Source organism: Streptococcus sp. HN38, from assembly GCF_028335765.1.
GTDB lineage: Bacteria > Bacillota > Bacilli > Lactobacillales > Streptococcaceae > Streptococcus > Streptococcus suis_P.
Map to the genome: position 1 here is coordinate 1,081,050 of NZ_CP116604.1, position 23,615 is coordinate 1,104,664.

The 23,615-nt window shown below is 38.1% G+C and carries 23 protein-coding genes; 10 read left to right on the forward strand and 13 right to left on the reverse strand.

What is annotated here, in order from left to right:
• Positions 1-113 precede the first annotated feature (113 nt).
• From ffh to PHA78_RS05320, 3 genes are all read right to left on the reverse strand, one after another.
• Positions 114-1,688, reverse strand: a complete 1,575-nt coding sequence (ffh, locus tag PHA78_RS05310; protein ID WP_029176721.1) for a signal recognition particle protein — start codon at positions 1,686-1,688, stop codon at positions 114-116.
• 12 nt (positions 1,689-1,700) lie between these two features.
• Positions 1,701-2,033, reverse strand: a complete 333-nt coding sequence (locus tag PHA78_RS05315) for a putative DNA-binding protein (RefSeq protein ID WP_002935001.1) — start codon at positions 2,031-2,033, stop codon at positions 1,701-1,703.
• Positions 2,034-2,135: 102 nt separating this feature from the next.
• Positions 2,136-2,834: a GntR family transcriptional regulator gene (locus PHA78_RS05320; protein ID WP_002943214.1), complete on the reverse strand. Its 699-nt coding sequence runs from the start codon at positions 2,832-2,834 to the stop codon at positions 2,136-2,138.
• A gap of 275 nt (positions 2,835-3,109) precedes the next feature.
• Here PHA78_RS05320 and guaA point away from each other — a divergent pair, with 275 nt between their 5' ends.
• Complete coding sequence (gene guaA, locus PHA78_RS05325; protein WP_029176720.1) at positions 3,110-4,660, forward strand: glutamine-hydrolyzing GMP synthase; 1,551 nt, start codon at positions 3,110-3,112, stop codon at positions 4,658-4,660.
• 202 nt (positions 4,661-4,862) lie between these two features.
• Here the strand turns inward: guaA and PHA78_RS05330 are convergent, their stop codons facing one another.
• Positions 4,863-7,292, reverse strand: coding sequence for an LPXTG cell wall anchor domain-containing protein (locus PHA78_RS05330; protein ID WP_272158533.1), 2,430 nt, complete (start codon positions 7,290-7,292; stop codon positions 4,863-4,865).
• A gap of 169 nt (positions 7,293-7,461) precedes the next feature.
• Between PHA78_RS05330 and PHA78_RS05335 the strand changes: the two genes are divergently transcribed.
• A complete protein-coding gene (locus PHA78_RS05335; protein WP_029876293.1) occupies positions 7,462-7,776 on the forward strand; it encodes a helix-turn-helix domain-containing protein in 315 nt (104 codons plus the stop codon).
• 60 nt (positions 7,777-7,836) lie between these two features.
• On the opposite strand, the gene PHA78_RS05340 is transcribed toward PHA78_RS05335, so the two are convergent.
• Positions 7,837-8,394 (reverse strand): hypothetical protein, encoded by a 558-nt coding sequence (locus tag PHA78_RS05340; RefSeq protein WP_099807016.1) that lies wholly within the window; start codon positions 8,392-8,394, stop codon positions 7,837-7,839.
• 250 nt (positions 8,395-8,644) lie between these two features.
• On the opposite strand from PHA78_RS05340, the gene PHA78_RS05345 reads away from it, so the two are divergent.
• The 6 genes from PHA78_RS05345 to PHA78_RS05370 all read left to right on the forward strand — a co-directional run bounded on the left by PHA78_RS05345 (position 8,645) and on the right by PHA78_RS05370 (position 13,786).
• A complete protein-coding gene (locus PHA78_RS05345; protein WP_099807017.1) occupies positions 8,645-8,953 on the forward strand; it encodes a hypothetical protein in 309 nt (102 codons plus the stop codon).
• A complete protein-coding gene (locus PHA78_RS05350; RefSeq protein WP_162840666.1) occupies positions 8,953-9,294 on the forward strand; it encodes a hypothetical protein in 342 nt (113 codons plus the stop codon). The genes PHA78_RS05345 and PHA78_RS05350 overlap by 1 nt, the downstream gene beginning before the upstream one ends.
• Positions 9,287-10,630, forward strand: coding sequence for a cell division protein FtsK (locus PHA78_RS05355; protein WP_099807019.1), 1,344 nt, complete (start codon positions 9,287-9,289; stop codon positions 10,628-10,630). The genes PHA78_RS05350 and PHA78_RS05355 overlap by 8 nt, the downstream gene beginning before the upstream one ends.
• A 282-nt stretch (positions 10,631-10,912) precedes the next feature.
• A complete protein-coding gene (locus PHA78_RS05360) occupies positions 10,913-12,274 on the forward strand; it encodes an RNA helicase domain-containing protein (RefSeq protein WP_238142152.1) in 1,362 nt (453 codons plus the stop codon).
• Positions 12,275-12,349: 75 nt separating this feature from the next.
• Complete coding sequence (locus PHA78_RS05365; protein ID WP_099807020.1) at positions 12,350-12,541, forward strand: DUF3173 domain-containing protein; 192 nt, start codon at positions 12,350-12,352, stop codon at positions 12,539-12,541.
• A gap of 12 nt (positions 12,542-12,553) precedes the next feature.
• Positions 12,554-13,786 carry a tyrosine-type recombinase/integrase gene (locus PHA78_RS05370; RefSeq protein ID WP_099807021.1) on the forward strand — a complete coding sequence of 411 codons (1,233 nt, stop codon included), beginning with the start codon at positions 12,554-12,556 and terminating at the stop codon, positions 13,784-13,786.
• Positions 13,787-14,054: 268 nt separating this feature from the next.
• Here PHA78_RS05370 and mcrC read toward each other — a convergent pair whose 3' ends face one another.
• Positions 14,055-15,104 (reverse strand): 5-methylcytosine-specific restriction endonuclease system specificity protein McrC, encoded by a 1,050-nt coding sequence (gene mcrC / locus PHA78_RS05375; RefSeq protein ID WP_024415773.1) that lies wholly within the window; start codon positions 15,102-15,104, stop codon positions 14,055-14,057.
• Complete coding sequence (locus PHA78_RS05380; RefSeq protein WP_024415772.1) at positions 15,101-16,786, reverse strand: AAA family ATPase; 1,686 nt, start codon at positions 16,784-16,786, stop codon at positions 15,101-15,103. Before PHA78_RS05380 ends, mcrC begins: the two co-directional genes overlap by 4 nt.
• A 194-nt stretch (positions 16,787-16,980) precedes the next feature.
• Between PHA78_RS05380 and PHA78_RS05385 the strand changes: the two genes are divergently transcribed.
• The gene (locus tag PHA78_RS05385) at positions 16,981-17,769 is read left to right on the forward strand and encodes a hypothetical protein (protein WP_002943206.1); all 789 of its coding nucleotides are present in this window, start codon (positions 16,981-16,983) and stop codon (positions 17,767-17,769) included.
• A gap of 27 nt (positions 17,770-17,796) precedes the next feature.
• Positions 17,797-18,744, forward strand: a complete 948-nt coding sequence (locus PHA78_RS05390; protein ID WP_029998603.1) for a hypothetical protein — start codon at positions 17,797-17,799, stop codon at positions 18,742-18,744.
• Positions 18,745-18,772: 28 nt separating this feature from the next.
• Here PHA78_RS05390 and PHA78_RS05395 read toward each other — a convergent pair whose 3' ends face one another.
• The 6 genes from PHA78_RS05395 to glyA form a co-directional block, all read right to left on the reverse strand.
• A complete protein-coding gene (locus PHA78_RS05395; RefSeq protein WP_105145891.1) occupies positions 18,773-19,120 on the reverse strand; it encodes an HIRAN domain-containing protein in 348 nt (115 codons plus the stop codon).
• A 21-nt stretch (positions 19,121-19,141) separates the two neighbouring features.
• On the reverse strand, positions 19,142-19,891 hold the full coding sequence (locus PHA78_RS05400; protein WP_024376991.1) for a DUF6287 domain-containing protein: 750 nt from the start codon (positions 19,889-19,891) through the stop codon (positions 19,142-19,144).
• 16 nt (positions 19,892-19,907) lie between these two features.
• Positions 19,908-20,666 carry an SDR family NAD(P)-dependent oxidoreductase gene (locus PHA78_RS05405; RefSeq protein WP_024376990.1) on the reverse strand — a complete coding sequence of 253 codons (759 nt, stop codon included), beginning with the start codon at positions 20,664-20,666 and terminating at the stop codon, positions 19,908-19,910.
• A gap of 100 nt (positions 20,667-20,766) precedes the next feature.
• Complete coding sequence (locus PHA78_RS05410) at positions 20,767-21,366, reverse strand: lysozyme family protein (protein WP_002934990.1); 600 nt, start codon at positions 21,364-21,366, stop codon at positions 20,767-20,769.
• Positions 21,367-22,341 (reverse strand): nucleoid-associated protein, encoded by a 975-nt coding sequence (locus PHA78_RS05415; RefSeq protein WP_002943200.1) that lies wholly within the window; start codon positions 22,339-22,341, stop codon positions 21,367-21,369.
• Positions 22,341-23,600, reverse strand: coding sequence for a serine hydroxymethyltransferase (glyA, locus tag PHA78_RS05420; RefSeq protein ID WP_014637944.1), 1,260 nt, complete (start codon positions 23,598-23,600; stop codon positions 22,341-22,343). The genes PHA78_RS05415 and glyA overlap by 1 nt, the downstream gene beginning before the upstream one ends.
• Positions 23,601-23,615 lie beyond the last annotated feature (15 nt).

A 23,615-nucleotide genomic window follows, 5' to 3' on the forward strand; every position in this document is an offset into this window, starting at 1 on the left:
ATTTCCATTATAATGGAAAGTATTGGGGTTCAAAAATCATTTTTCCTGCTTTGCTACTTCTATTTTATAGCGCTGTATCTTACTTCTTCGAATAAAAAGTAAAAAAGAAGAGATTATTTTCTCTTCTTTTTGGCTTTCTTGATTTTATTGGCTTGGCGCTTCATGGCTTGTTTCATAGCAAACTCACCAATTTTACCTTTCAAACCGCCTCCAAACATTTGGGACATGTCTGGCATACCAGCCCCGCCCATCAGTTGGCTCATATCAGGCATGCCTGCACCGCCCATCATATCTTCCAGAGCAGACATATCCATACCGTTCATGTTTGGTATGTTTTTAGGGAGATTATTTGGGTTGATTCCCATTTGTTTCATCATTTTATTCATGTCGCCTGACATGACACCCTGCATCATGGTTTTCGCTTGGTTGAAATCCTTAATAAATTTATTGACTTCGACAAAGCTATTTCCAGAACCGTTAGCAATACGACGACGACGGCTCGGTGTCAACAAATCAGGATTTTCTCGTTCGGCTGGTGTCATAGAAGATACGATAGCTCGTTTTCGTGCAATTTCACGCTCGTCAACTTTCAAGTTGGCAAGGGCCGGATTACCAGCCATACCTGGAATCATCTTCAGCAGGTCTTCCATTGGTCCCATATTCTGAACTTGGTCCAGCTGATCAATGAAATCGTTGAAATCAAAGGTATTCTCACGCATTTTTTCAGCGAGTTCTAATGATTTCTTCTCGTCGTACTCTTTGCTTGCCTTCTCAATCAAGGTCAGCATGTCACCCATGCCCAGAATACGCGAGGACATACGGTCTGGGTGGAAGGTTTCGATGTCGGTGATTTTTTCACCAGTACCGGTAAATTTGATTGGCTGACCAGTAATGTGACGGACAGACAAGGCTGCACCACCACGTGTATCGCCGTCAATCTTGGTCAAAATCACACCAGTAATAGCCAGTTGATCATTGAACTCACGCGCAACGTTGGCAGCTTCCTGACCAATCATAGCATCGACGACCAAGAGGATTTCGTTTGGCTGAGCAAACTCTTTGATTTCTCTCAATTCGGCCATAAGGGCTTGGTCAATCTGCAAACGACCGGCCGTATCAATCAGAACGTAGTCATTATGATTAGCTTTGGCTTGTTCTAAACCTTGGCGTACAATCTCCAGTGCAGGGACTTGATTGCCCAACTCGAATACAGGTACATCAATTTGCTGACCAAGGGTTTTCAACTGGTCAATGGCAGCTGGACGATAAATATCGGCAGCAATCAAGAGTGGACGGGCATTTTCTTCCTGCTTGAGTTTATTAGCCAACTTACCTGTGAAGGTCGTTTTACCAGCCCCCTGCAATCCAGCCATCATAATGATAGTTGGAATTTTTGGTGATTTGATAATTTCTGAAGTTTCAGAACCTAATACAGCCGTCAATTCCTCATCAACGATTTTGATGATTTGTTGAGCAGGGTTCAGAGTGTCAATGACTTCATGACCGATAGCACGTTCACGTACTTTTTTGATGAAATCTTTTACAACTGGAAGAGCAACGTCGGCTTCTAGTAAGGCCAGACGAATTTCCTTGGTTGCTTCCTGAATATCACTCTCAGAAATTTTTCCCTTACGACGCAGATTTTTAAAAACATTCTGTAAACGTTCTGTTAAGCTTTCAAAAGCCATATACTTCTCCTCTTACTCTCTATTATCAATACTGGTTAGAATGGCGATTTTCTCCTTCAAATAAGCATCTTCTGGATACTTGTTCAGTATTTCGTCGAAAATCTGGCTACGCACTACATAGTCAGAATACATATGTAGTTTCATCTCGTAGTCTTCCAGTAATTTTTCTGTTCGTTTAATGTTATCATAGACCGCCTGACGGCTGACTTGAAATTCTTCAGCAATCTCAGCCAAACTATAATCATCGGCATAATAGAGCTCGATGTAGTTCATTTGCTTGTCTGTCAGCAAGGCTGCATAGAATTCAAATAAGGCATTCATTCGGTTGGTTTTTTCAATTTCCATAAACTTTATTATATCAAAAATTCCATATTTTATAAATAAGAAAATCCGTCATCACTAGAAAGATTACGGATTTTAAAAATGTTTTACATAATTATTTTTATGTTAATTGTTTTCTAAATAGAATTCGAAACGTTCCCCAACATACTGACTATTTACAAATTCAAATGCTTGACCATCCTCGAGATAAGATACTTGTTTTAGTGCGAGAATAGCCTGGTTTTTAGAAATTTGTAAATATTGAGCCACTTTTTCATTGGCTAAACGCGCAAAAATGGTTTGTTTGCTCGTTCCAATTCGATAACCATTGTCCATAAGTGTTTTAAAGAAATGGTTGGTAACATCTTCTTTAGGGACATTTTTTATCAAGCGTTCAGGAATGCTGGCAACCTCATACACGACGGGAACATTATCTGCATAGCGGACCCGCTCCATTCGAATAACATACTCGCCACGGGATAAACCTAACTGTTCAACTTCTTTTTCATTAGGTTTGGTTCGTGTATAGGACAATAATTTGCTGCTTGGCGTCTTTCCTTGGAGTTGTACTAATTCAGTAAAGGAAGTCGTGCCTCGCATCTTTTCTTGAACCCGTGTACTGGCGACATAAGTACCGGAACCAATCTTGCGTTGTAGAATACCTTCTTCCACTAAAAGTGTGATTCCTTGACGGAGCGTCATACGAGAAACACCAAATTCATCTGCTAAATCGCGTTCACTTGGTAAACGTTGACCAATTTTCCAGATTCCGTTATCGATTTGTTCCTTAATTTTATCGTGAATTGTGATATATGCTGCTTTCATTTATCTAGCCTTTCTCTTCTTTCTAGTTTACCAAAAATAAAGGCGTTTGGCTAATTCAGGCCACACTCTATTGGTAAAATTCTCCTAGGCAAACAATGAAGTCAGATTACCTAAAATAAAGTGAGTAAAAACAATAAAAATACGAACACTAACATTTTTATTATCACTCATAGTTTGCAAAACAGATATTTAACAAATAAAATTTGGAAAATGTTCGCTTTTATGTTAAACTAACTACTAGTATTTGAATTTTTTTCAAAACGAAAGGGAAAAACATGACAAAACAAGATGTCCAAAAAATTATTGTATTGGATTATGGTAGCCAGTACAACCAACTTATTTCACGTCGAATTCGTGAATTTGGTGTCTTTTCAGAATTGAAAAACCATAAAATTACAGCTGAGGAAGTCCGTACTATCAATCCAATTGGTATCGTTCTCTCTGGTGGTCCAAACTCTGTCTACGCTGAAAATGCCTTTGATATTGACCCAGAAATCTTTGAATTAGGTATTCCAATCTTGGGAATTTGCTATGGTATGCAGTTAATTACCCATAAATTGGGTGGTAAGGTTGTTCCTGCTGGTGAGGCTGGAAATCGTGAATATGGTCAATCAAATCTTCAACTGAAGACTGAATCAGCGCTTTTTGCTGGAACACCAGAAGAACAGCTTGTACTCATGAGCCACGGTGATGCAGTAACTGAAATTCCTGCTGATTTCCACCTGGTTGGTCTGTCTGCTGACTGCCCTTACGCGGCCATTGAAAATACGGAACGCCGTATCTACGGTATCCAGTTCCACCCAGAAGTTCGTCATTCCGTATATGGAAACGATATTTTGAAAAACTTTGCGTTTGGTATCTGTGGAGCCAAAGGCGACTGGACAATGGAAAACTTCATCGAAACAGAAATTGAAAAAATCCGCCAGACTGTTGGGGACAAGAAAGTCTTGCTCGGTTTATCAGGCGGTGTGGATTCATCTGTTGTTGGCGTCCTTCTCCAACGCGCTATCGGTGACCAATTGACCTGTATCTTCGTTGACCATGGTCTTCTACGTAAGAATGAAGGCGATCAGGTTATGGAAATGTTGGGCGGTAAATTTGGCCTCAATATTATTCGCGTCGATGCTGCTAAGCGTTTCTTAGACCTACTTGCTGGCGTATCTGACCCTGAGAAGAAACGTAAAATCATCGGTAATGAATTTGTTTACGTATTTGACGATGAAGCGAGCAAGTTGACTGATGTTGAATTCCTAGCGCAAGGAACGCTTTATACCGATATAATCGAGTCAGGAACGGATACTGCTGAGACAATCAAATCTCACCACAACGTTGGTGGTCTGCCAGAAGATATGCAGTTCAAGTTGATTGAACCGCTCAATACTCTCTTTAAGGATGAAGTTCGTGCCCTTGGTACTGCTCTTGGTATGCCGGATGAAGTTGTATGGCGCCAACCATTCCCAGGACCAGGCCTTGCCATTCGTGTCATGGGTGAAATCACTGAGGAAAAACTTCAAACTGTTCGCGAATCTGACGCTATCTTGCGTGAGGAAATTGCAAAAGCAGGTCTTGACCGCGATGTGTGGCAATATTTCACGGTTAACACTGGCGTTCGCTCCGTAGGTGTCATGGGAGATGGTCGTACCTACGACTACACCATCGCCATCCGTGCTATCACTTCTGTCGATGGAATGACAGCTGACTTTGCCAAACTACCATGGGATGTTCTTCAAAAAATCTCTGTCCGTATCGTAAACGAAGTCGACCACGTCAACCGCATCGTCTATGATATAACAAGTAAACCACCAGCAACAGTTGAGTGGGAATAATATATAAGAGTAACTTTGGCTAAGAATCCTTGATTTAACAGCATTCTAACTCCTATACAAAGCATTTAAATGAGATAAAATGGTTTGAACTGTCTCCAAATTGTCTCCAAAAGAAGCTCAAGGTTGGGCTTCTTTTTTGATAAACTGCACTCAATAAAAAATCTTCCTACAAATAGTAAGAAGATTTCTATTATATTATGGATTACCCATGTCTGCGTCTTCTTGCTCCTGCAAGACCTAGACCTGCTAAAATAAGTCCAACACTCATCATAACGACATTGTTTTCTGAGCCTGTATTTGGTAATGTCTTAGCCCGTTCAACACGTGAATAGGATATTTTTTCCCCACTAGTCGTTTGTTGAACAGTTACTCCTGCCTGTGGTTTATAAACTGTCGGAGCAACAACCGTTGTTTCCTTATCGGCATTGCCCTCTTCGCCAATAACGGTTAAATCTCGCTCTTTATCAGTATCGGTTTTAACAACTGGCAAGTCTGATACTGTCTGTTCATCTTTTGGCGTTGCTTTGATAACATCATCGATATTCAGAGCTGGTTTTTCATTAATTGTTGGTGCGTCTTTTGGTGTTGCTGTTACATCACTACCAATAATAACGGTGTTGAATTGCTCTTGCAAAGCAAACAAGGTTGCTAGGCGGTCTGCTTCAGCTTGTGATGCTTTAGCTTTAGCTGTCAATTCTACCAACAATGCACTTGATTCGCTCTTAGCAAGAGTCGCATCATTCAAGCGTGCTTTGGCTGCGTCCAAGTCTGCAAGCAATTGGTCTTGAGTAGCGAGCAAGGCTTTCAATTCTGTTACCTTAGCTTGAGCAGTTGCCAATTTATCTTGAGCAACTTTCAAATCACCCTTAGCAGTTGACAAGCTTGAAAGGGATGCTTCATATGATGCAAGAACTTGTTGCAAGTTTGCTGTTGCTGTTTTAGCATCTGCATTTGCCTTATCAAAAGCGTCTTGTGCTTCTGCAATGGCTACTGTGCGTTTCGTATTTGCAAGTGTGACATCTGTCTTAGCTTGTTCCAAGCTAGCAAGTGAGATAACAGCTTGATTCAAGGCTTCAGTTGCTTGTGCTTGTTGTGCCAAGAGTGCGGATTTTTCACCTTCAAGTTTAGCTACAGCATCTTTCAAGGCTTGACTGTCATCAACAACAGTACTTACTACGTAGTTAAACGTACGTTTTGGTAAGTATTTCACACGATTACCGTTGAAGGTCTGTGTCAATTTACCATTAATAACTGATTGCTCGAAATTAACTGCTCTTGGTGCTCCATCAGATAGCAATACAAAGTATTGAGTATCACCATCGGTTGCCATACCAATAGCGATATTACCAGCGGCTTGCAACATGTGCAAACGGTGTCCGAATTGAGCGCCATTTTTATTGTGGTAATCACTGAACCAATCAAGTATTACATTATAGGCTAGTTCAGCGTGTGACAAAACTTTCGCTTTATTTGACTCAGCACTAGTCATATCAAAAAAGTCTTTGCCTAATGACTCGCCTAATCGTGACATTTCGTAACCATTCACAGGGTCTGTTAACGAACTACCATGTGAGAAGTCTGTCAACAACTCTTGGGCACGTTTTTGGGTGAAAGCTACGAAACTATCTGTCACTTTCAATTCCAAATCTTCTTGAGTACCTGACCATGGTTTTAAGGTAATACCATTGATACGACGCAATTCAGCAATAACTTTCGCAGCTTCTTCTGCTACGGCCTTAGCGTCAAACACATAAGTGAATGAACCAGTTGCCTTGTATTCAGCAGCTTGTTCTGGTGTCAAAACGATTGTCTGAGTGTCTTCACCATCGAAGATAACGGTTTCCAATTGACGAGCATAATCTGCAGGATTCAAATCTGGGAACTGTTCACGGACAATGTCTTCCATATCACGGTCAGCACCTGTAACATCTACATAGTTGCTTGTTGCAACTGTTTCTGTTACCGTTGTTGGTTTGTTATTGGCTACAGCTTCTTTTGCACTTGCAAGTTTAGCATCTGTAGCTGTGATGGCTGCTGTAGTTTGTGCTACTTCAGTTTCTTTTGTTGCAATTGTGCTCTTAGTCGCTGCGATTTGTGCTTCCACATTTTCAGCAGTTACAACTGGTTGAGCTTTTGCTTCTTCCAATTTTGCTGATGCTTGTGCTTCTGCAGTCTTAGCCGCATCTGCCGATGCTTGTGCTTTTGCAATGTCACCTTCTTGTGATGCAACAACTTCTTCTGCTTTTGCTACAGCTGTTTGTGCGTCTGTTACGGCTTTAGTTTGAGTAGCAACGTCAGCTTCAGCTACTGGGAGTGCTTCTTGAGCAGTTGATGCTTTAGCAACAGCTTCAGTTAAATCTTCAACAGCTTTTGTTTCAGTAGCAACGGCTTCACCCGTAGCCTTATCAACGGCTTCTTGTGCCTTAACAGCTTCTGCGTCTGCAGATGCCACTTCTTTAGCTTGCTCTACTTGTTCAGCAGAAATAGTGGTAGGTGTTGCGGTAACGACAGTTTCAGCTGATTCAGCAACAGGTGTTACGATTTCTTCAGCATTTACCTGAAGATGAGTAGCTGATGCACCGATGGCGACAGTTACAGCAAGAGATCCGACAACTTTTTTTGGTCTTCTCATATGATTCCCCTCTTAATTATTTTTTATGAACAAAAATTTTTGTTCAAAACTATTATAGCATAAAAGTTATCCTGTACACAAAATAATAATCAATATTTAGTCTAAAGACTGGTTATGTTCGCTCTCATTTCCTCGTATCATTTATATAGTAGTGAGGGAGTGAAATCAAATGACATTAAAACAATATATCGGTACTCGTGTTCGACAAATACGAAAAGAAAAAAATTTGAGCCAACAACAGTTAAGTGAAAAGGCGGAGGTCGGAATAGACTATATTTCCAACCTCGAAACAAAAGGTTCAAATATAAAAGTTGATACACTTGAAAAAATCATTTCTGCTCTTGAAATTGAAGTATCTGACTTCTTCCAAGTAGTAGATTCAACCACAAATTACAACGTGTTGAACGAGTTGAACAAGCTTCCAATCAAGAAACGTGAAGAACTGGAAGAAATCATTCTACTGATGATAAAATCTCTCCAATAAGGATAGAAAAGTACAAAAAGGCTTTAGCTAGTGTTTATATGCTAACTAAGGCCTTTTGGCTTATTCAGATTCCCTTTTTTTAACATAATATTTCTTAGGGTTTCTCAGTCTGACACCTGACATAACTAAGCTAGTATTTACATGAAAGTCCGGGTCATCAAATAATAACTGTTGGGTTGTTAAATCATTTTTCCAAGCCTCTTCATCAAGCTCAAATTTGTCTTCAAACAGTGCTTCAATCATCAAGTATAGCTTCTCTTCTCTTGGGATTTCTGACATATATGGGTCTTTGTCAGGTTCTGTACTCAATTCATACTCAGTCTGTAAATTTTGATATTGTAACTGTAGTCTTTTCTGAGTTTGTTCAAATTCCTGAGCACGTATCTTAGCAAGTTTTAAAAAATACGGTCGCATTTCTCTATCTAGCTTTTCATATATATTATCATCAAGAACAAACGCAGTCGTTTTACCGACTTGAACTTTTGAATCTAATTCGTACCACTCATCTATTTCATCAAGCGTACGAGACACTTTTGTTTTTATTTTATTAAATGTTTTTGTATCATTCTGTAAACCAAATAATGCTATATGTAATTCTATATACTCTCTAATAGTCATATATTGACCTCTTTCTATATTTATTTTTTAACAATATGTAACCGAGAAATAAACAAAATGTAACACGTCTGTTTTTGTAAGAAACGAAGAAACACTTGCAATCTAGGTTGATAGGTTGTAGAATAAGGGTGTAAAAGGAAATATATATAAGAGCTCTACCTTTTACAAACATCTTATGTAGTTACATTATAACATATTTTTGTGATTTTGTAACTAATATGGGTGTAAAAAGAAAGAAAGGAATACATTAATGAAAAAACATCTAAATTCAATATTAGAACAACTACGTTCTATAAGATTACAGAATTACGGTGTCGTTGGATATCAAAAACGTAGTCAGGATATTATGTTACAAGATATACCAATTGAATTATTTGAACTTTGGTATAATCCAAATATCGTATCGTTTAGAAATTTATCAAAAAATTCAAAGGTATCAATATCAGAAATTGATATTTATGAATTATCTCGCTTGATACTAGACGAAGTATACTTGTTGACACGACTAGAGATAATCTTTAGTTCACTATTAAATACAAATAGAAAAGAGGATTGCTAATGGCTAAAACAAACTGGAACAGAACTCTTGAAGAAGTTCTCAAACATAAATCACAACCTAAAGAAATGGTTAGTGAAAAAACTGGAAATAAATATATAACTGATGTTATTCCTATTCTAACAGTTGTATCAATTGGCTCAATTGAGGAGATGGATGGCAAATTCAAGTATTCTATCGTGGATACGAGTAATGACCTTGAATATGCAATCAAAACTTCAAATAAGGTTGAAGTGAAGTTCGGTACAATACTTCAATTCAAGAACGTTCGTGGCGGTGCAACTCAAAACGGTATTGGATGGTATGCTGCTGACTCGGTGGCTGTGGTTCAACGTAATGCTTAAGCGTAAATATCGAAGAATCAAACCTACCCCTAACTGTCGACTTCAAGGCTATCAACTCACTCTGATAGCCTTGGTGTTTACTATTGGTGTTACTGGTTTGTTACTATATATAAGTTCATTGATACCATTTTTTAAAAGACTACTACTATTCTTTCATATATTAAATATTTTTATCCTTGGAATTTTAGTATTTTTGAGTTCAAAACGTGAAGAAGTTTCCACGATGGCTGTTTCTGCTATGTCAATAAAAGCAAGTAAATCTGCAAAAATGTTGAAGCAGCTTTTCAATGACAAACAGATAACTGATGTACTTCGGTTATCAAACACAACTAGATTTGGTCATGAAATGCCAGAACTATATGTTTGGATTAACGATGATTTGAATGAGGGTTATATTGCTATTGAAAACATTGCCAACTGGGAACGTGCCGACCGTGAAAAATTTGAGCAACGAGTTTCAGGAATATTAGCAGGTAAATTTCAACGGTTTGCAGTTGTCAGTTCTGAGCTAACAGCAGGTGATAGTTTCATCATCTTCTATTTTGAAGATACATTAACTTCTCAAAGGTTGCATGTCAAAGATGAATCTGATTCATTGAAAGAGTTTATCAATGACAATAATCATGCTCTTCGCCTTTCAAAAGACCTTATTTGGCATTCAGATATAACCGCTCATCTTTCCATAATTGCACGTACTCGTGCAGGTAAGTCTGTTTTAGCAGGTCGCTATATGGCTCGTCTAATGTTGCTACAGGGTTGGATTGTGGAGTATCATTCAGCCAAATATGACAGATATGTAAAAGAATTTAATGGTCAATCCGACCCTATAATGATAGTAGAACGGGCTGAATATTGGTGCTCTTTTATGGATAAGCGTCTAGCAGAAATCAATGATGCTGGAAAAGAGAAATATCTTGAGATGGAAAATATGCCTGATATTGGTTTATTCTTTGATGAACTGGGTAATCTTAACGCTTCTCTTGAATCTCTTGATAAAGCAGATAAAACTCTCAAAATAACTTCTCGGTGGACTACTGCTATTAACCGTCTATCAGCTACTGGTGCTTCTGCTGGCATTCATATTATCGCTATCTCACAGTTTGCTACAAAAGAGGGCTTCCTTCCCTCACTTGCCCGTGTAAACTGTTCAGATGCTGTTATTATGTTAGGCGGAGCTGCTGATTCTGCTGATGAACGTAAATACCTCATGTCAGGTTTTGCAGATATGCCCAAACGTAATTACAGTAAAGGACAAGGTGTCGCTCGAATAATTGGCTCAGGTAGAAAATGGGAAAATAGCCCTCACTTTTACGAAACACCTTGGTTTGAGGAATAGATATTGAAAATCCATTCGTGTTCCAACTAGTGAAATCTGTTGGAGCAACAAATGGATTCCTGACGAAGCCGACGAGTCACAAGGTCGGTCATCTTGAAAAGATGATTCAAAACTAATTCTAACCATTCCTACGCCTGCACGGCACTGGGCTTGTCAAGTGCCGTGCATATCAAAAAAACTAGACACAGCAAGGGTTTGGGTGTTTCCCACCCAGAGCAAAAGCCTTGAAAAATCTATGTATAGATAGAGAAATAATAAAAAATTTAAGGAGTTAACTATTTTATGGTACAACATGCAAACTTAACCGCAATTATGCTGGTACAACAACTAGAAAAAGAATACTGGAAATCAGAAGATTACGAACATTCTCTCGAACAAGCAAAAAGCGGGAATTGCCGCCCACTACTTGACTTGATTATTGAAAAGCTAGAAAAACAGGGCATTCTTGTTAAAGAAGCATACATCATCAAGCATGATAAAGACAAAATTCTGACTTGGGATTCTGACAAACTAGAAAATGTTTCCACGAATAAAGCAGAGCACGTACATGCTTTATTGAAATTTGAAAAAGGGGCTTCTCTTAATAAACTTGCTTTAGCAATACAAGTCGAGCCACAATATTTGGAAAAACTCAAATCAGGACGCTATGGCTATGATAACTGTTTAGCTTACCTCGTACACGCAAAAGAGAGCGAGCACAAATTTCCATATAAACCAGAGGAGGTTGTTACCGCAAGAGGAGAAGATTATACAAGTATTTACCATCGTAGAATGGAGATATGGGTAAGAGGTAGTGCAACTAAAAAAGCAAAAGAAACATCCTTTAGTGTTGATTGGTTAGTTGAAAAAATATTATCTGGTAAACTGACAAAGAACAACATTCTTCTTACAGACGAGCTATTTTCTATTTACGGACAACATAAACGTAGAATCAATGAAGCATTAGAGACTATTGGAGAACGCAAGAGTATTCAGACTATAGCAGAATTAGAAGCAGGGAAATTCAAGAAAACTATCATCTTTATTACAGCAGATAGTGGAATGGGAAAGACTCAATACAGCAAAAAGTTGATAACTTTATTAAGGAACATTGCACTTAAACATGGTCAAACATGGGAATGCTGTGTAACTGCATCTACCAACGCATTTGATGAATACAATGGTCAGGAAATCTTATTTTTGGATGACATTAGGGGAGACAGTTTAACAGTATCTGATTGGCTGAAACTCCTCGACCCTTACATGGTGAGTCCAATCTCCGCCAGATATCATAACAAAATGGGTGCGGCAAAAGTTATTATTATAACAACTACTAACGACCCACTCTCCTTTTTCAGAAAAGCAAAAGGAAGTTTTGGAGAAGACCTTGGGCAATTTGTGAGACGCATTGATTGCCTGACACAGATTACAGATATGTTCCACATTTCAGCCCCTATAAAAAACACACCATTAGTTCAAACTGATGAAATCCCGTGCTATGAAAATCGACACTATTCTTTCAAATTCTCAGAAATTGGAGTATATGACAAGAATGAAGCCACAGACAAACTTGTGAAACAAGTTATAAGAAATATGCAATGGAATAAAACAAAAGAGGCTATCAATGCCAGCGTCCAAACTAACAATGATAACCCACTCCTTTAACAAAAATAGCCACAACTACTTCTGTTGTAGTTATTTTCTCAAAAAAATACAAAATTTACAAGAGGAAAAAACACCATGAACGAATATACAATCACTTACATTGACCTAGTTGCCATAGGTTATCCAAAATCGACTGCCCAACAAATCATTAGACAAACAAAGATGAATATGGTAAAACAAGGGTATGCTTTGTATGGAAATAGACGGCTCGGAGCCGTTCCGAAAACTGCTGTTGAAGAAATTCTTGGCTTTAAGTTACACGAATGAAAGAGGTAACTTATGGCAAAAACAAATTTTCAAGATGTTTATATTGATGAGAAAGGACAATACTACTATGAGGTTAGTCTAGGAACTGATAATATTACAGGTAAGCGTATTAAGAAAAAAGCACGAAAAAATGCTAACGGAAAGAAATTTTCATCTGCTAAGGAAGCATATAGAGAAGCTATTAAAGTTAAAAATGAGTACTTACAGTCACATGGCTACTCAAATTATGATATGACTTATGAGCAATTTATGAACACGACCTATTTACCATACTATCAATCAGAGGTTAGTGAACATACATATTCAACACGACAACCTGCAATAAATCTAATCATAAAGAGATTTGGCAAAAAGAAACTCAAGGACATTTCTATTCGAGATGTACAGAGTTTCAGAACCTGGCTTCTCTCAAAAAATGGCGGAAACTACTCACAAGCATACGCTAGTTTAACATTTGGCATGTTTCGTAAAACTCTAGAATTTGCTGTAAGTATGCAGTTTCTTGATACTAATGTTTCAATGAAAGTCAAAGCAATTCCAAAAGGTCGGACTCATTCACAATATTGGACAAAACGAGATTTTGAAGAAGTTATCAGTCATATCTATATTGATGATTTCTATGAGCATCTATGCTTCGTTTTATTATGGCTCTATTTCTGTACAGGATTGCGTGTAAACGAAGGTACAGCTTTATGGTGGAATAACATTGACTTTGAAAAAAAACAGCTCACCGTCAATCATATGTTGATAATGAAGAGTAAATCAAACTGGATTCGACAAAATCATACTAAGACTGATTCTGGCTTGCGAACTATCTCATTAGATGATGATACAATTGCTGTTCTTAAACATTGGAGAGAACGTCAAGCAGGTTTAGGAAAGGTAAATTTTGTACTTAGTTATGATGGAAACCCTATGCTTAAATCAACCATATCAAGGATTATAAAGAGATATGCAAGATTAGCAAAAGTTCCAGAAATACAAGCCAAAGAACTTAGGCATTCTCACGCTTCCTACCTTATCAACGAATTGAACGCTTCTGTTCTGATTGTTTCTAAGCGATTAGGACACTCTTCTCCTGAAATTACATTGAAACACTACGCTCACTTATGGTCTGGGGTAGATAAAGAACTTGCTGATGAAATGGTTGGTTTAATTTCAATCAAACATGCAGACAAAACAATGGTACAATTTAATGGCAATCAATCATTATTGAAAAAGTCGCCAAAATTGTCTCCAAAATAATCAAATAAAGCTAAAAACACTGCTATTTCAACGTTTCTAAACACCTATTTAGTCGTTGAGTGGGAGTGATAGAGCCTGGGGATAGGCTCTATCAGCAATTCAATCAGACTAATTTACCCGATGCCTAAAAACAAAAAAGCGTCGCTGATCTGGGAAATCAATTAACCAGACGCTCCAAAATAGGAAAGAGTCTTATAAAAAAACAATCAAAGAGTAGTTTAGTGCTACTACTTTGATTGTTTTTTTGTTTTCTAGCTTAAAGCTCTAACTAGTACCGTTTTGGAGGGGATGCAAAATGCGATGTAATGATGTCATCCAGTTGTTCAGCAATACTTGCAAACTGCAGGTTTAAGTCCAAATTTTTGACACTAATCCGGTTTCCATGCATTTGGTAGACCTGATTAGGTTGAATATCTATATCGGTTTTAGCGTATAGAAGCATTCCTGCTACTATATCGTTTGAATCTGACAGGCGATAAGCCTGGTTTTTCACATAGGTAAAAATTTGGTATAGATTATTTGAATGGAGTGTGCGCTTATCAAAGCGAATCTGTGTGTTACTAGAATAATATTTAGCATCAATAATCAATATAGTATCTTTATATTTGAGGTAAATATCACTTTGCATGATGGGGAGCATTTCTCCAAAACCATCATCTAGTGCCCAAGGTATCTGAGAGGCGGTAACCTGTATTTGGGGATAATGCTTTTTATAATATCCAAGAATGAACTTCTCATATAGCAAGGATTCCCTTCGCTCATCAAGAAAATTCATCAATTTCTTATTCCCCTCCCTCTCTGTATGAATTAATCCATTCACCACCAAATAGCAGATTGACATTAGTAATTGATACGACTGATTGTTTCGATTATATTGTAAATTCCAATTGATTGAGTGTAGATTAATTTTTGAGACTTCTCCAAAGAAAACTAAGAGTTTTCTCAATTTCTTTTTCCTGTCCCTGCTTATATCAGCTTTTAGCAGTATCTCAATGCTTGCTTTGATAATGCGATTCATTCTACTGTCAAGAGAAAAATCATCGTATTGGCAAACAAGTTGCTTTCTACGCCAATTCGGAGGTGTTAAAGATTCAGAGATATTTATTTTACCTTTAAGTGCCGAGAGTGACTCGGTTTGAGAACGATACTCTCGACCAAGTCCTCTTTTCACCTGTATCGAGAGGCTGATTATCATTATTTCCGCCAGTAGATCTGCAGCATTTTTAAATTCTTCAGTAGCGATCCGTTTATATTCCTGCTTATGAAGGATTTTGAATGCGTAGGATAGCATATAGTAGATATTTTGGACAGGTATCACTGGATGGCACTCCTTAACTTACTACTCCAATCATGAATTTTTGTCGGTTCATCAAACCAATATTCTTTCAAGAGAGGAATCAGTTCATATTCAACAATGGCTTCTAGCAAACCTTGGTCCAGTACTTCTGCCGATAAACCGCAGAAGTAACTATGCCCAATACAGAAGCTATCTCCCAGTACTTCCTCTGTTGAAATGGCCTGATTTAGCTTTTCTACACAGGAAATGAGTCTATCGAATTTTTCGTTTTTCAGATTTGTTTGATAATCTTTGAATCCCGCAGTTGAAAAACCTGGCTTGATGTCAAAGAAGGCAAAGCGTCGTCTCAGTGCATAATCAAGTAGGGCTAAACTCCTATCTGCGGTATTCATCATGCCGATGATATATAGATTTTCTGGAATTGAGAATTGCTCATCCGAGTAGAGGAGTTGTAAAGACTTGCCTCGTTTGTCATTTTCTATCAGCATAAACAATTCACCAAAAATTTTGCTCAAATTTCCCCTGTTTATTTCATCAATAATAAAGAAATAATCATGATTCTTGTCAGACTCTGCTTTTTTGCAGAAAGTATAGAATGCCCCTCTTCTCAGCTCAAAGCCACTTGTCGAAGGTCTAAAGCCCATGATGAAGTCCTCGTAGGAATAGCTTTGGTGAAACTGAATTGTCATGACCCTTTCTAAATCTGGTTTACCCATTAATGAAAATGCTAGGCGCTCTGCAACAAACGTCTTTCCAACTCCTGGCGCTCCTTGTAAGATGATATTCTTTTTCATTTGGAGTATGGAGGTTAATTGATCATACTCTTCTTCTGTCATATAGACTTCTGATAGGAAGTGATTTTTAGTATAGCTATCTTCTACTACCTCTTCTCTACCTATCTCGTTTCCAGTATCAGCTTCATCAGCCAGTGGAGAAATTGTTTCAGCACTTCTTTCTTTCTCTTCTTGATTGTATTTCCAAGCCATGGATGATAATTCTTTAAAATTTTTCAGTTTGCTCTCTGCACTCTTTAAATATTGAAGTATAGAATCTGAAATATCAAAATACTCATCAGCAGAAATTTTTGACTTCATCTTTGGCAATTTTTGGACAATGTCAGCAGGAATCTCCCCAGACTCATACACATACTTTTCATTTTGACCATCTAGGTTCAAGAAAAAGTCAGGAGCAATCCAATACAAGGCCATCGTAATCTTGCTGTTGCCATTTCCTTTCTTGTTTATAGCCAAATCAAAATAGTGTGAAAATTTTTCTTTCTTCTCAGCCGTAGGCTCCTTGCTATAGGTCAAAGCAGCAATGAAAAGTTCCCATAAGTCATCAATATCATTCTCATCACGATCTCCGATGAAGTAATAGAAAGTCGCATTCTGATTATTCAGTACTGGTATGCTTTCAAAAGAGGATGGGATTTCCGCTTGGAGGTGGAATAATTCTGCTATAGCTGTCAGAATTTTAATACGATTCTCCTCTTTTATTTGCTTATTGAAGAGTCCAAATATCGTAAAAGGATCAATATCCATCAGTTGATTGTCCTTTTCTAACGTGGGCATATGTATCTTTGTTTTGGTATAGATAGCTTTTACTTTCTCAACCAGCTCTGCTCTATTATCTTTATAGTCTACTAATTTCCAAGCAAATTCCTTATAAAAGTTTACCCAATTGAATTGATATTGTTCATCCATAGTATCCTCCAACGGTGTTGTATCTACACCTATTAAATTATGAGTTCGAATTACCTATATTTTATCATTAAACATTCCTGTCGTAAACTTAGAATTTATATACTTGTGTAACCGTTTAATGTGGTACCATAAAATAGTTGCTTTTTATATTTTTATATGATAATATATGGATGAAAACGTTTTAGAAAGGTGTGATGGCTGTGTTGAAATACTCGAAAGTGCTGTTACTTGTCTTGCTTATTGCCACTGGTCTATCTTGTATCGGAATCTACTGGCTCGGAAAAGAGCAAAATAGACTATTAAATGAGCAGTGGCATGCCTTGAACATACGCATTATTAATGATCTAGGAACAAAAATTGATGCCATTGGTGGTCCGCAAAATCCGCGCATCATTGGATTCTTTCAGCAAGATGACACTACTGCTATCAGCCAGCGGATTGGTACAGCTTCTGAGGAGGAACTGAAAATAGCTAAACCTGACAATCTATTCCAGAAAGAGTGGATTGTTCTCTATCCTCAAACGCGCAGCAGTCCCTTTGAAAATACTTCTGCCTATGCAGTAATGAAAACCAGCATCAAGGCTGACTGGCTCCATGTGACTACTTCGTCAGAGACGGAATTAGATATTTTTTATGAGAAGGCAGATGAAAGCTTGTTGACCTTGGAAGACTTGGTGCAAGACAAGGAGAGTTTTCGTACTACACTAAAAACAATCCTAGTTTCAGCTAAAAATGAGGCTGAAATTCAAGTTCAAAAAGATATTTTAGAAATGTTCGAGAGTGATGATTGGTCTGCTATTCCCTTTGCTTACACTGAAAAATCTCTGATATTGGAGAAAGCTGTCATTTCAATTTCTGCATTTGTAGATAGTCTAAATCCCTACTATTTTTCAGAACAAACCCTTGCAGATTTGCGTTTATCAGAAGAATCGCGCCAGGCTTTAGAAGATTCGGTAGATAAGACAATTATCACCTATCCTTGAATAAACGGTGGGAGTGGGAAAGTCGTCATGGATGTCTTTCCCAGCTTCTTTATATTTTTGTTTAACAAATTAAACATTTTTGTGGATTTGAAAAATATTTTTTGTTATACTTGTGTTATGAAAACATCAACACTTGGAAAGTTACTAGAATTACCAAATTTTCACCACTTCTACACCGTTCCAATTAGAGAAAATACGGAGTCTTTTGGAAATTATATAATTGTTTTTGAACAGGACAAGCAACCTGTATTTGTTGATTTGAAAAATGAGACTGGTCACACTCGTGAGGTACGCTTTGCTAGTCATTTTGACAGCGCTGGTCTTCTGGTCGGATTAGGAGCCATTCCTATCAATTATTGGCCTACCTGCCAGATTCTTGGTGTGAAGAAAAATAATAATCGACGAGGACTTAGTCTATCTAGTCTGATGGATGGTTATGGACGTCTACCTATTTTTAAGGAAATGGCAGAGCGTTATAGAGCGCGTGGACAATCAACCATTTATGACCCCTACCGTTATTCATATACTATTGATGAAAAGAAGGTTATTAAGGATAATCAATTAACCCTTATTCCAAAGAAAGAATACGAAAAGATAAAAGATTTCCATCCTTTTTTGCAAACAAAGCATGGAAATGTTTATGCAGTTCCTTGTTTCTATCAAGACAGGAAACGAAATCAGATTACTAAAATTTATATTATGGGCTGGTACTTTTATGAGAAGCAATTAAAAATATCTTGGAAACCTTCTCACTCTCGTAAAAGCCGCTGGCGTTCTTCTCTTGTTTCAGTTGATAAATTATCGGACCGCTTCTTCTTTCAGGGAGAATTGTATAAAAAAGGAACCTATCCAGTGTTCCTGGAAGATCTCACAATAAAAAATAAGGCCTACCAACATCGCCTGGATAGGGAGTTTGCAGCCTTTTTAAGTATTATTGAAGAACAAAAACGGAGAGCACAGCTCCGTGTTAAGTAGAAAATGGTTAGGTTGGTAAATTACCGACCTAACCATTCTTACGAGTATCTTTTAGTTTTACAACGACTCGAAACTGGCGATCAGGATGATTTTCTGTATTGGACATCTGAATACATGCCTCTAGAATATCGCTGTGTCCAAAATAGATTAACCGACTGATTAGTGAGTTTTTATCCGATGGGATATATCCTAACTTTGTGCCCTGATAAAAGATTGCTACAGCTTCTGAATCATGTGGGTTTGAAGGCTCTCCGACTAGCTGAACAGGTGTTCCTGGCTTGAGTTGGTCGATTACATCTAGTCCATCATAGTAGGCAAAGGCTGCCAAATGAAAATCTTGCACATTGCGTGTTGGTTCAAATGATGTGAATGTCATGTCTAACCTCCTAGAGAATCATTATGGTTGATAAACAATTTGATAATCTGCATTGATAATGACACCGTTTTGGTAAATAGTGTAACGGGCATTATCATCGCCTTCCAAAACATTATAAGGAATAGATTCGGTGCGCGTGTAGTTACCTTCAATGACGCGCCAATTGTTTTCGCCTAAAATTGAGTTGGCATAATCAATCGTTTTTGGTCCACTATCCAACTGTACGCCTGTTTCAGTATTTTTTAATGGGTCTATACCGCTAGTGGCTGAATTGGTCAAGCGATAATAGACATCTATCACGTCTGCTGCTGTTTCTTGGCTTATTACAATCATTCTATCGCGCGTAGAGTCAGTAGTGTCTGTCTCAGTTGTATTTGCTTGTGTTCCTTTGGGAATCATTAATAGTGTTACATCGCCAATCATTGCGTCTACATAGCCTGTTTCAAAAATTCCGTCAGTTATTTTTCCGCGGCCAAGTAAGGATTGGCTATCTGCTACTAATCCTTTGCTATTGAAGACTAGTGAATTTCCTTGGCTATTTTGCCAGGTGCCTAGTATACTATCGTAATTGCCTTGCATTAGAGCATCTATATCCATAGAACTAAGAGAAATCTCACGTTGGATTGTTGATGACGTGCTTGTATTGGCATTAGAAACCTGGGTATCAGCAGTTGAGGTACTTGCGGAACTGCCCTTCTTTTCAGTTTGACAGGCAGAAAGCGACATGATAGTGAGCAAGCCAAGAGCGAGTGCTAAATATTTTCTGTTCATTCTAGCTATCTCCCCTCTAATCTCTATGAATAGTAAAGCCAGTTGCCTGCTTGGTTGCCATAATGGTCATATCAGAAATCTGCACGTGTGCAGGTTGATTTGCAACAAATAGAGTACAGCTGGCAATATCATTTGCTTGAAGAGCATCAATTCCTTGATAGACTGTCGCTGCTCTCTCTTTATCTCCATGAAAACGGACTTGGCTAAAATCAGTCTCAACGATACCAGGTTGTAACGTAGTTACCTTGATATTTTTATCAATCGTGTCAATACGGATCCCGTCTGAAAGCACCTTGACAGCTGATTTGGTTGCAGCATAGACAGCAGCTCCTGCATAGGCGTAAATACCAGCCGTTGATCCAATATTGATGATATGACCCTCATTATTTTCAACCATTTGTGGCAATAACTGACGTGTCACAGTTAGTAATCCTTTAATATTGGTATCAATCATTGTCATCATGTCAGTCAAATCATAGTCTTGGAATTTGTCCAATCCCAATGCCAGACCAGCATTGTTTACCAAAATATGAATTTGTCCGACTTCTTCTAAGATTTTTTGACAATTTACAATTGTTTGTTCCATATTCGTAATATCAAATGAATGAACGGATACCTGAACATGGTATTGCCTTTCAATATCTTGCTTAATTTCTTCTAGTTTGTCCAATCTTCGTCCTGTAATGATGATATTATCACCATTAGCAGCAAACACATAAGCGATTGCTTTGCCAATACCACTACTTGCACCTGTAATCAATACATTTCGTTTCATCACTCTGTCTCCTATTCTCTTTATTATACTACAATTTTACCTAGTTTGTAAAAATGCTATAGTTAAAAACTCATCAGATTTCCGATGAGTTTGATAGGTATTAAAATAAATTAATGAGGCGCATCAGGTGCATATTAAAACGAACCTGTCTAGCATAGTAGATATTTCCACCATTTACATATAACTTCCCACCATTTAGCAAAGCCAAGGGATGAAAATAGGTATATGTTTCTTCTGTAGTATTCCCTAAGCTTGGTGCTACTACTGTTCTGGAGTATTCTTTAGCTAAAGAGAGTGTATGTTCTCCACCATGCTCAGCAATATAGTCGATGTAGGCTGGACCGAAATTATATGCCTGAACTGCTGTCCAAACCTCTACTCCTTTTTCCTCAGCCAACCGTAGGTTTTCTGTTAGGTAGATAATTCCTTGCCTGATACTCTCTCTACTATCCGTGATAGTGTTAGCATAGCCAGTAGCGGACTCACTTGATTGCATGACATCTGCTTCTTGTCCCTTGGTTTCTGTGTAAATCATTGCTAGGACTAGTTCTTCATTAGCTGGTGTGTCGTTTTCAGCCAATACTTCTTGTACCATAGTTTGATAGGTCATCACTTGCTTGACTGCACTGTAGGTTTGATAGAATTTGTAACCGAGAAAAATCAGCAAAAGAAGTATCAGCGTACGTATCAGTTTTTTCATTTACTTGCTCTTTATGTCTTCAATATTTTTGATAAGAATAGAATAGGTCCCGTTGTCATTTTGAATAAACTCAACCGATTCTGCATCCTCATAGATTGCATTTGGCACAATCAACTCAATTCCGTTTGATAAAGATAGCTTCTGATTTTCAAATTTCTTAAGTTGACGGCTACTATCAATTTCATCGAAGGAAATCTTATCAGGTATGACCTCTTTCAGTTGATCGACGAAATTTAAACGAGCGGTCAGGTTGTTATCGAATAACTGATCAGCCAATTTTTCGGGTGAAAGCTCATTATCTTCTTCCAAATTGTTAAAAATAGCTGATTTGACTTTCGATTGAAATTGAAAATCGCCTTGATGGAAATTGTCAGCAATCTTCTGTGCAGTTTGCTCTACTGCTTTGATTGATTTTTTTGCAGAAATAGCTGGTGTAACCTGCAGAAGATTATCTGAGAAATAATTGAGGAAGGCTCCATTATGTTTGATTCTTTTCTCAATCAAATGATACTTCCGCGTTTGAAGATTGACAATCAAGGCTTCATCAGGTGCAGAGCCTGCCCCTGGCAAATTGTTTTGAGTAATTTTAAGAGGACTTCCGCTTTCCAGACCAACGTGAGCGAGATTTTCACGTAAGGAAATTCTTAGAAAGGCAAAATGCTCTACACCATTTCTCTCAAACTCAATAAATATCAAATCGTTGGTCTTGAGATTTTCAGAAATGGAGAATTCCTCTTTCCAGAGATTAGCAATCTTGACAGAGTTGGTCAGTAGGTCACCATCTAAATAGTCAAGAAAAGGATTGTCGGGGTTAAATTGTCCTGTTTTTGCTTCATCAGAAAAGACACGTTCAATCTTTTTACGCAAATATTCTTCTATTTTTGGGCTAACAGTCAAAAGCTGGTCGGAAAGGACCAGCTCTGTATCATCAGGACTAAATTGATGTATGATGGCTTTTTTTACAAATATATCCATTATAAACCTTCGTAAAGTGGGAATTGATCTGTCAAAGCACGCACTTCTTGACGGACTTCCTCAAGAGCAGTTTCATTTTCTGCATTTTCAAGTGCTTTGATAGTTAGTTGTGCGACCTTGCGAGCTTCCTCTACTCCAAAACCGCGAGCAGTAATGGCCGCAGAGCCAATACGGATACCGCTTGTTTTGAATGGCGAGAGTTTTTCGTAAGGAATTGAGTTTTTATTGAGAGTAATATTTACTTCATCTAAGAGATGCTGAGCAACTTTACCATTTTCAACAACTTTGGTCACGTCAACGAGGAAGAGATGGTTGTCTGTTCCTCCTGTGATGACTTTAAAGTTAGGGTTTGCAAGGAAGACTTCGGCCATGGCCTTGCTGTTCTCAATCACTTTCTGAGCATAGTCTTTGAAAGCTGGGTCCAAAACTTCTTTGAAAGATACGGCTTTTGCAGCAATGACATGCTCTAATGGACCACCTTGGATGCCTGGGAAGATGGCTGAGTTGATTTTCTTGATGAGCTCTTCATCATTGGTCAAAATTAAACCACCACGTGGCCCACGAAGAGTTTTATGAGTCGTAGTTGTTGTAATATGGGCATGTGGCACTGGGTTCGGATGAAGACCTGCTGCTACAAGACCAGCAATATGAGCCATATCCACCATCAGTTTGGCACCCACTGCATCTGCAATTTCGCGGAATTTAGCAAAGTCAATTGTACGTGCATAGGCTGAAGCACCTGCTACAATCAATTTGGGCTGTACTTCTTTTGCTTGTTTTAAAATTGCATCGTAATCAAGCAAGCCAGTTTCTTCGTCAACATTGTAAGCTACAAAGTTGTAAGTTTGTCCTGAGAAGCTAACTGATGCACCGTGAGTCAAGTGACCACCTGCAGCTAAGTCCATCCCCATAACAGTGTCTCCTGGCTCAATCAAGGCCATGTAGGCAGCACAATTGGCCTGGCTTCCTGAGTGTGGCTGAACGTTAGCAAATTTTGCACCGAATATTTCTTTAGCACGTTCAATAGCTAAACTTTCAACTACGTCAACGCATTCCGTACCGCCATAGTAACGACGACCTGGGTAACCTTCTGCGTATTTATTGGTCAAAATAGAACCTTGAGCTGCCATAACAGCTTTAGAAACAACGTTTTCAGACGCAATCAATTCAATATTGTTTTGCTGGCGTTTTTCTTCAGCTTGAATAGCTTCCCAAACTTCTTTATCAAATTCTTTGTAGTTAACTTTGTCAAAAATCATATACGGTACTCCTTT